We start from the raw sequence: 1,108 nt of genomic DNA, 5'->3' as shown, positions 1-1,108 counted from the left end.
TAAGCATATATTAACACAAAAGTATTTGACCGAATAGTGAGTCCGTTTGACAAATTAAAACTCAAATGAACAGTTGGAAAGTAGAAACATGAACAATATATTTGACTTTAGTAATAAGAAAAAACAACACAAAAATTTTCATGTAAATATTAAGGAAACTCCAAAAATGAGTTTCGTAAACATACTAGTTAGCAGCAACCATAAAAAACACTAACCGCCAACAACTTACCAAATTTAATTATTTTTTTTCATTGTTTCCCGACCTGACAGGTTTTTTCTTAATAACTTTCATACTTAACTACAGTACAAATATAGTGAAAAAGAAACTACCAATTGCCGTGTGGACAAAAATTCAACCGGTTATTGACCAACATTTATCGCTCTTTAAACCTTTAAAGTCAAGCGAGTACGCATTTCATCTTATAGACTTAGACGAAGATTCAGACTTCGAATTTAAATGTGGGTTTCAAGATGGAAGTGGAAACTTTAAAATTGAATACGCCCCATACGGAACACATCATGTACATAGACACTCCGACACTGTAAACCTTGAAACTTTAGCCGTTAGAATTACAACCTGGGCAAACATATTACAAGAATATAAGGATACTAATACCTTTTATGACGACCCAATCGAAAAAAGATATGAAGAGTATTTCTTCGAAAAACTTGAAATTTCAGACCCAATAATTGCAAATCAACCCCTAAGTATAGACAAACAACTTTATTTAGATAATTATATTAATGCTGTTAGATTAATACTTGAACAATATAAAACTGACTTGCCAAAACATACAACACTTTATGAAATTGAACTGATAGAGGTTGAATGCGACCGTTTACAAACTAATATTAAAATCCTTCCTGCCAATGACACCTTAAAGAAATTAGCGAAAATATGGGGGAAAGCCCACAAATTTAGCCTTAAATTAATAATCGACCTTCTTAAAGAATTTAAAAAAGAAGCAATTAAAAAATTATCGACAGAAGCAATAAGTGAACTTTTCACATCAATTACAGGAATGCTGGGTGATGGACCAAATGGCAGCTGCTAATCGAGTAGCCTGCCCCACTAGGAAACCCTAGCAGGGAGAGGCTCTCACACCAC

At 33.1% G+C, this 1,108-nt stretch carries 1 protein-coding gene; it reads left to right on the top strand.

Annotation, left to right across the window (positions count from 1 at the left end; all coding sequences use genetic code 11):
* Nucleotides 1-314: 314 nt before the first annotated feature.
* Nucleotides 315-1,055: a hypothetical protein gene (locus EGI31_RS15160; RefSeq protein ID WP_255038000.1), complete on the top strand. Its 741-nt coding sequence runs from the start codon at nucleotides 315-317 to the stop codon at nucleotides 1,053-1,055.
* Nucleotides 1,056-1,108 lie beyond the last annotated feature (53 nt).

Source organism: Lacihabitans soyangensis (genome assembly GCF_024343775.1).
Lineage (GTDB): Bacteria > Bacteroidota > Bacteroidia > Cytophagales > Spirosomataceae > Leadbetterella > Leadbetterella soyangensis.
This window is presented reverse-complemented; position numbering and strand designations above follow the sequence as displayed.